The organism is Bacteroides timonensis (assembly GCF_000513195.1).
Lineage (GTDB): Bacteria > Bacteroidota > Bacteroidia > Bacteroidales > Bacteroidaceae > Bacteroides > Bacteroides timonensis.
Genome location: NZ_CBVI010000119.1, coordinates 1 through 7,091, shown reverse-complemented (window position 1 = coordinate 7,091; position 7,091 = coordinate 1). Strand labels below are relative to the sequence as shown.

General features: G+C 38.4%; 8 protein-coding genes. All 8 read left to right on the top strand.

Annotated features, from left to right (window positions below):
* The first annotated feature begins 809 nt into the window (after positions 1 to 809).
* The gene (locus BN161_RS21900; RefSeq protein ID WP_081743770.1) at positions 810 to 1,136 is read left to right on the top strand and encodes a molybdenum ABC transporter ATP-binding protein; all 327 of its coding nucleotides are present in this window, start codon (positions 810 to 812) and stop codon (positions 1,134 to 1,136) included.
* Between the two features lie 33 nt (positions 1,137 to 1,169).
* Positions 1,170 to 1,346, top strand: coding sequence for a hypothetical protein (locus BN161_RS21895; protein ID WP_044270240.1), 177 nt, complete (start codon positions 1,170 to 1,172; stop codon positions 1,344 to 1,346).
* Between the two features lie 12 nt (positions 1,347 to 1,358).
* Complete coding sequence (locus BN161_RS21890; RefSeq protein ID WP_044270238.1) at positions 1,359 to 1,565, top strand: hypothetical protein; 207 nt, start codon at positions 1,359 to 1,361, stop codon at positions 1,563 to 1,565.
* A 928-nt stretch (positions 1,566 to 2,493) separates the two neighbouring features.
* Complete coding sequence (locus BN161_RS21885; protein WP_044270236.1) at positions 2,494 to 4,107, top strand: site-specific integrase; 1,614 nt, start codon at positions 2,494 to 2,496, stop codon at positions 4,105 to 4,107.
* Positions 4,104 to 5,039: a tyrosine-type recombinase/integrase gene (locus BN161_RS21880; RefSeq protein ID WP_044270246.1), complete on the top strand. Its 936-nt coding sequence runs from the start codon at positions 4,104 to 4,106 to the stop codon at positions 5,037 to 5,039. Before BN161_RS21885 ends, BN161_RS21880 begins: the two co-directional genes overlap by 4 nt.
* A gap of 7 nt (positions 5,040 to 5,046) precedes the next feature.
* The gene (locus BN161_RS21875; protein WP_044270244.1) at positions 5,047 to 6,069 is read left to right on the top strand and encodes a tyrosine-type recombinase/integrase; all 1,023 of its coding nucleotides are present in this window, start codon (positions 5,047 to 5,049) and stop codon (positions 6,067 to 6,069) included.
* Positions 6,070 to 6,172: 103 nt separating this feature from the next.
* Positions 6,173 to 6,493, top strand: a complete 321-nt coding sequence (locus BN161_RS21870) for a single-stranded DNA-binding protein (protein ID WP_044270235.1) — start codon at positions 6,173 to 6,175, stop codon at positions 6,491 to 6,493.
* A 363-nt stretch (positions 6,494 to 6,856) separates the two neighbouring features.
* Positions 6,857 to 7,091 (top strand): hypothetical protein (locus tag BN161_RS21865; RefSeq protein ID WP_044270234.1); only part of this gene is annotated, 235 nt, incomplete at its 3' end.

Here is a 7,091-nt window from a genome sequence, read left to right as displayed (position 1 = left end):
ACGAGACACACAGACATACTCTCATACTTTAAGAATATTGCGCCTTAATATATTGTGTTCCAGATACATACAATGATATAAGATACGTTAAATAACAAATAAGTAACATTATCCTCCAAAATAACACCCCATGAAAGTCAAGTAACAATTCTATTTGTTACTGTAATCAGAGGTTTGATTCTATGATTTTTTTGCCCTCCAAAAGAAAAAGTGTACCGAATCCCAACTTTCTTTACCTGTTTCCCTCTTATCTTTAGCTTGCCTCATTTATAACTTTCTGTCTAAAAAAGTTTAGTACCTTCTTGCATATATTATACAAGGACTAAAGTAAACTTGTCAGGAAGTTATGATGATGGCAAATGATTTCCTAAAAGTAGTTTAGTATTCTCTTGCATATATTATACAAGGACTAAAATAAACTGCCGGTTATTGATTCCTGACTTTTTCCCTTTTCTTTTTTGCAAGGCAAAGACTCATTTTCTTCAAGATACAGAAACTGCGCACATCTGCGTTCAGTATAGTATGCTCTCTTCTAAAAGATTCCTGTCTCCGGTTATAGATTGGTACTTTTCCCGATTCCGACTTTTGCGGTCCTGTCAGTGATTTCGTCGCAAAGGTAGAAGTTTCAACCTCCCATTCTTGCAAGGTAAAGCCTGTCGGTTTCCATCCAAATCTCCATCCACCATAAATGGCGGTAGTATTTGGGTGGAAAACCTTGCATAATGAGTTGAAACACCTTTGTTGGCAACAAAATACATAACAAGCCCCAAGTAGTTGGCTCAACGAAAGGGAACAATAAAAAAAGAATTATGGAGATTGCAACAAAGTTTGTTGATTGGGAGGTGTCAGAATTGTCGGCACTTCAAGACAGTAAAGTTTATCAGCTTCGGGAACGGTTGAACAAAGGCGGTAAACTAAGTCGCAGTGAAAAGAACTGGCTTACGGAAGCCCTTCATAGCAATGTCTTTTTCCGACGAAGCGTACCGCTGATGGGCTGGAAATTTGACTTCACAGATGTTCTTCATCTGTATTGGGTAAAACAGTACGGACAAATTTCTGAATATTATGCAATTGATAAGACTGCCTTAAAAAGCATCCTTTATGGAGCGATAGATGAAATCGTTGAGCTTATTTGATAACGGAAAATACTAACATAAAAAATAAAAGCTATGTGTGATTATGCTGAAAATACAGAAGTGATTGGTTCCTATTGTTCTTTGGCTTCCCCTTACAGAGGCTACAGCGATGGAATTGTGGTATGTGACTATGGCACGCAATTGGTTGTACGCCTTACCAATGGCAAAGAGATAGAAGTTTATCGTGACGAAGTGATTATTTATGATTAAATAGAGACCGATATGAGCAAAATTTATAAAGTAACGACACGTTTCATTTTTGAGGGAACGTTTAAAGTTGTAGCTGACAGCAAGGAAGAAGCACGAAGAAGTGTACTTGAAGATTGCGGGATGACAATCGGCGGTGGCATTCATTCCACCATGCCAGACGATGAAATAGACTGGGACTTTCCCTGCCATCCAGACCAGAAGATTGTTTCCGTCAAATAATTAAAGCAGTCAGGTTCAGGCAAAGGTCTGGACTTGACTGCTGTCCCCGGTGCTTCCTTTTATACATTTCATTTTTCCCTCCGGGACTGCCCACTTATACATATTGTTGCTCGCCAATGGCGACCGATGCCGCTTTGTAGGAAAATCATTCCGACTTTTCTTTTCCCGGGCAGATATCCCTTTTCACCCTCCTTTTACGGAAGGCAAAACTCGGAACCACTACTAAACGTTTCCACTGTCATTCCAATCCCATTGCCATTTTATGCTTTCGTTCCCATCTGTCCCCTCAATGGAAATGCACTTTATTCGCCATAACCATACAATCCCCATGCCTGTCAGACAAGTGCTTTGACCCATATACACTTCCGCTTATCGACAGACAAAGTCTGCACTTGAAGAGGTCACCGGACAGCAATCCGTCCATTAATCCCACTGCCATATTTCTACTCTGCTTCACCACTACATTTGGGACGAAGTCACATCATTTTTCTCAATGCAAAGCTATAATGCAGTATCGCCATGGCGGTTACGGGACATTTCATTCTGACCAATGGCGTATCAGCGCAATCTTCCTTTTTTTCTGATTCCCGGAATAAAAAGAGTATTGGGCTGCTATCCTTGGTGCTGCCCTATGGCTGCAATATCTTGTTGCATTATAAAAATTGATTGTATAACTTCTAAAAATTATCGTTATGAAGAAGATTGAAAATTCATTCGCAGTTACAGGTTTTATCGGTAAGGATGCTTTATGTTATGTCCAACATAAAGCGTCTTATGTTGTGATGATAATTATGTTGTGATAGGCATATTCACTATTGACAATAAGCTATTTGTTCAACATCTATACAACATAATTAACAGAAGACAAGTAAACCTATATTGTATATTATTCGTCAAAAAGATATAAGTCACATTAAACTTAGAAATTATGATAGAACAACTATTGCATTACAAAAGTTATGTGCAGAGATACCTTGATGCTCCACTTTTACAAGAACGAGAAGCATACATTCAGGATATGTATGACAGAGGGCTCTGCCGAAGTCGTATTTTAGCGACAGCGAACTATCTTGTATTTTTCGTCAAAGAACTCGAACTGTGCGATGAATGTTATAGGCCGATTTCCATTGAAGACATAAACAAGTGTGCGCATCATGTATGGGCTAATAAAATCACAAAGTGTTCTTTAAAACGGATGCCGAGATCAGCTAGCTATGACAGAATTGCTAATATAGCAATAGATTTTTTAAGGCAAATCGGACGTTTAGATACTCGTTATGACGACGAGAGCAACATCTTCAACACAATCATCGAAAGGGTGCATCAGAAAAGAGAATATTTTGGAAGTCCTCTCTATGCTGAAAGATTAAGGTATATGGAGTACTGCAAGAATAAAGGTTTCTCTCATGACTCGCTTATCAGAATAGCCAAGTTCCAAATATATTTTACGTTGTCAATAAACGATTTGGGAAAAAGAGATTATACTGACAGTGACATTGAGAATATTGCGAATGCCGTGATACAGAATCCCAAGTTTAGGATCAATTCAGATAGATGTAAAAGACACTTTATATGGCATATTACTCAATGGCTGTCTAATATTGGTTGGTATAAGCCAAATATAGAAGAAGCATATTATGGAAAAGATATATTGAATCAATATCTGAAATGGGGACTTGAAAATAAAGGTTATACGGCTAATAGTATACGACACAAAAGATGTCGTCTGAAACAATTTCTAGGGTTCCTCTCTAACCAAAAATATACATTGTCAGGGCTTACGACAAATATTTGTGATGAATACATATTAGAATGTTTTAATGAACGGAAAAACAAGAGGCATACTATAGCAGGAATAGTATCTGAGTTGCGTTGTTTCTTGAGGTTTGCTGGAGAAAAGGGATGGTGTCCAAAATCTATGGACTCAACTTTTAGGGCACCTAGGCTTTATAAAATGGAGATTCTTCCGGCTTTTGCTCCATGGGAGAATGTGTTACATATTCTGGACAAGTATTCAAAACAGCAAGACGATACATCCATTCGAGATTATCCAATCTTGCTTTTGCTATCTATATATGGATTGCGTTGTGGTGAGGTAGCAAACCTGAGACTAACAGATATATCATGGAGAAAATCGAAATTTATCTTGACGAGGTCCAAGAGGTGCAAGCCACAAGTTTTCCCTCTTATCCAATCGGTTGGAGAAGCCTTGATTCATTATTTGAGGGATGTGCGGCCAAAGGAATGCAGACTTGAAACCGTCTTTGTATCAATGAAAGCACCTTTTCGTCCAATCACTACATCGGGAATATATCAGATGGTACGCAGGAATCTAAAAGAAGAAGGATTACAGTTGGATAAATATGGTCCTCACTGCCTCAGATATAGTTGCGCCACAAATCTTCTGAGAAGGAATCATAATATGAAGGAAATCGCAGATTTATTAGGTCATCAGAATATAGAGACGACCATGGTCTATACGAAAGTGGATTTGAACAATTTGAATAAGGTGTCAGAAATGGAATGGGAGGAATTACTATGAAAGCGAAAGAAGCTATAGGTAAGTATATAAATTATAGGCAGTCATTGGGAGAACTTTTCAAGACAAATAGCTTTATCCTAAGAAGTTTTTGCAAGAGTCTCGGCGAAGATACCGAATTGTCATGCTTATCAACAGAAACCATATTAAAGTTCATTTATATGGACCGTGAACAAAGGATGTCAACATGCTACAGAAGGAATGTGACATTACGAGGGTTCTTTGCATGGGCGAAATCAAGAAATCTTATAAGCGACAATCCACTTCCGGCTTTGAACCTTAAATATGTGCATCCTCAGAGGCCATATATATATACAGCAGAGGAATTACGCCGGATTTTTGACACATCGTTAATATATCAAAAGCATCGTAGTATCATCTTCCCGGAGATGGTTTATTATACCCTTGTATTCACTTATGTAATGGGGTTAAGAATTAGCGAGACTCTGAAGATAAAATTAGGAGATATAAATCTTGACCAATCATACATACGTATTATACAGACAAAGTTCCACAAATCTCGTCTGGTTACTTATAACAATACAGTAAAAAATAAAATTATTGAATGCTTATCATGGAGAAGAACTGTAGGTATGCCGTGTAGTAATGAGGATTTTTTACTATTAAACCGGAAGAATCAGCCTCTCCTGATTAGTACCATGGATGATATTTTTATGAGAATAAGAGAAAAATCAGGAATTAAACGTGAAGCTGACCGTAAGCATCAGCCACATATTCATTCTCTCCGTCATACATTTGCCGTTAATCGTATTACGAAGTGGTATAAAGAGGAGAAAAACGTTCAAACACTACTCCCGATTCTTTCTATTTATATGGGACACGCTAAATTGGAACATACTGCAGTGTATATAACTATGACTGACGAGTTGCTTGAAGAAGCAAACCGATTATTTGAAAACTTCACCAATAAATAATATAATTATGAACAAGAATGACAGAACATCCTATTTGGGATTTTGGCTTCGCAGATTTATTTGTGAGCATATGGTATCCGTTTTAAACCTGTCAAGAAACACACAGGTTAGCTATCGTGACACATTTCGTCTGCTGCTACCATTTATTGCGGAAAAATGCAAGAAGAAAGTTGACAATCTTTTAATATTGGATTTATCCAGCGACTATGTTTATGATTTTTTGAATGATTTGGAAAAAGTGCGCAACTGTTCTATCTCCACTAGGAATCAACGACTTGCAGCTATACATGTTTTTGCTAAGTTCGTTGGCCAACATAACCCAGAACTTGTTGAATGGTCACACTCAATCGGCATCATACCCACAAAATTGGCATCCCCAAAATTGGTTACATACCTTGAAAAGGAAGAAATGGATGCATTACTTGATGCTCCGAACAAAAATACCCAACAAGGATGGAGAGATTATGTGATATTGACATATATGTACAATACTGGGGCTAGAGCGGACGAAACCGCAAATTTAAAAATCAAAGACCTGCATCTTGCATCCCGTCAAGTCGACACATCAATTGTATATATTATCGGTAAAGGAAATAAAGAAAGGCATTGCCCATTATGGCAAAAAACGGCAGAAGCCCTGAAAACCCTTATAAAAGGAAGAGATGAGAACGAAAATGTTTTTCTCAATAGAATGAACCAGCCGATAACCAGGTTTGGTATTTATGAAATGGTAACAAAGTACGTAAAACAAGTGGCAAAGAATCCTGCTTTCCATGACATTTTGAAAAAGAGAGTGACTCCGCACACTATTCGCCATACAACTGGCACTCATCTGCTGATCTCAGGTGTGGACATAATTACGATTAGGAACTGGCTGGGACATGTATCCGTTGATACAACGAACATCTATGCCGAGATAAGCATGGATATGAAAGAACAAGCGTTGAAGGTTTACCAATCTCCAATGACCAATGATAAGAACCATTGGAAATATGACGATAACCTTATGTCATTTTTAGAGAGCCTATGATATGAACCTGAATTATGTTGGCATAAAAAGCAGAGATAATCTATAATATAGATCTTATTAGCATTATGCCAACATAATTATCATCACAACATAAGATGCTGAAATCCGTCAATTCACTTCCGCAAGTGTCGCCAGATTCTCTCTGGCAATCGGCCGGGTGGAAACCGTCGGTGAGAAAAGCACCAAAGTGTCAGCCTTTATGGATGTCGAGGTTTGGCGAAAGAACGAAAGTGCATCATCCTTCGAACTGCTGAAGAAGGGGCAGATGCTGACAGTCCGCGGATATTTCAAACCTGAAGAATGGAATGACCAGAAAGGCAAACATAACCGTGTAGTAATGGTTGCCACCGAGTTCCTTGCCACCCCGGAAAAGGACGAAGCTCCTGCGGAAAAAAAGAGCAGCCCAAAGAAAAGCAAGAAATAGTTCTTGCCTCTCTTCAAGAGCAAGCGGCTTTCGGGCCGCTTTTCTTTTGTTCACTGCAATCCAATTCTCTGTTATAGCCAAACAATTGTCCCACTCTTGTATTCCAATGCCGGCCTATCCGGACACCAATGTGTCTGTTTCTTTTAAAGTATGAAATGGAATTTTAATCCGCCTCTCTGTTTTTCTGCCGCAAAGGAATGTCCGCTATATTTCCACCAATGAACCATGAATATTTTTTCCTACGAATAAAAAATATCGATGAACCCTTGGATTGAGAAATTTTCAGCGGACAGACGGAAGCAGCGTAAAAAGGAGGCTTGAATATTAAAATCCTCCCATTGTCTAACTTTAAAATTTTTGATTATGGCAAATTGGTGCTCCACTGATTATCAGATTGTAGGGAAACAACAGAATGTTGAAAAACTCTTTAGAGAAATGCAAAAAGTTCTTGGTACAGACAGAAACGATAAAAAAGATGCAATGTCATTTGTGCCTGACCCTTCGTGGCTTGGGTATATTGTCAGTGACATTCTTGGCATTGACCCCGAAAAAGAGTGTGTCCCGTGCAGGGGCAGTGTCAGTTATATAGACGAAAAGA

Excerpts from the sequence above, each read along its gene's own strand:
- BN161_RS21900 (WP_081743770.1), top strand. The coding sequence starts at position 810 with ATGGAGATTGCAACAAAGTTTGTTGATTGGGAGGTGTCAGAATTGTCG.
- BN161_RS21885 (WP_044270236.1), top strand. The coding sequence starts at position 2,494 with ATGATAGAACAACTATTGCATTACAAAAGTTATGTGCAGAGATACCTT.
- BN161_RS21880 (WP_044270246.1), top strand. The coding sequence starts at position 4,104 with ATGAAAGCGAAAGAAGCTATAGGTAAGTATATAAATTATAGGCAGTCA.
- BN161_RS21875 (WP_044270244.1), top strand. The coding sequence starts at position 5,047 with ATGAACAAGAATGACAGAACATCCTATTTGGGATTTTGGCTTCGCAGA.
- BN161_RS21890 (WP_044270238.1), top strand. The coding sequence starts at position 1,359 with ATGAGCAAAATTTATAAAGTAACGACACGTTTCATTTTTGAGGGAACG.
- BN161_RS21895 (WP_044270240.1), top strand. The coding sequence starts at position 1,170 with ATGTGTGATTATGCTGAAAATACAGAAGTGATTGGTTCCTATTGTTCT.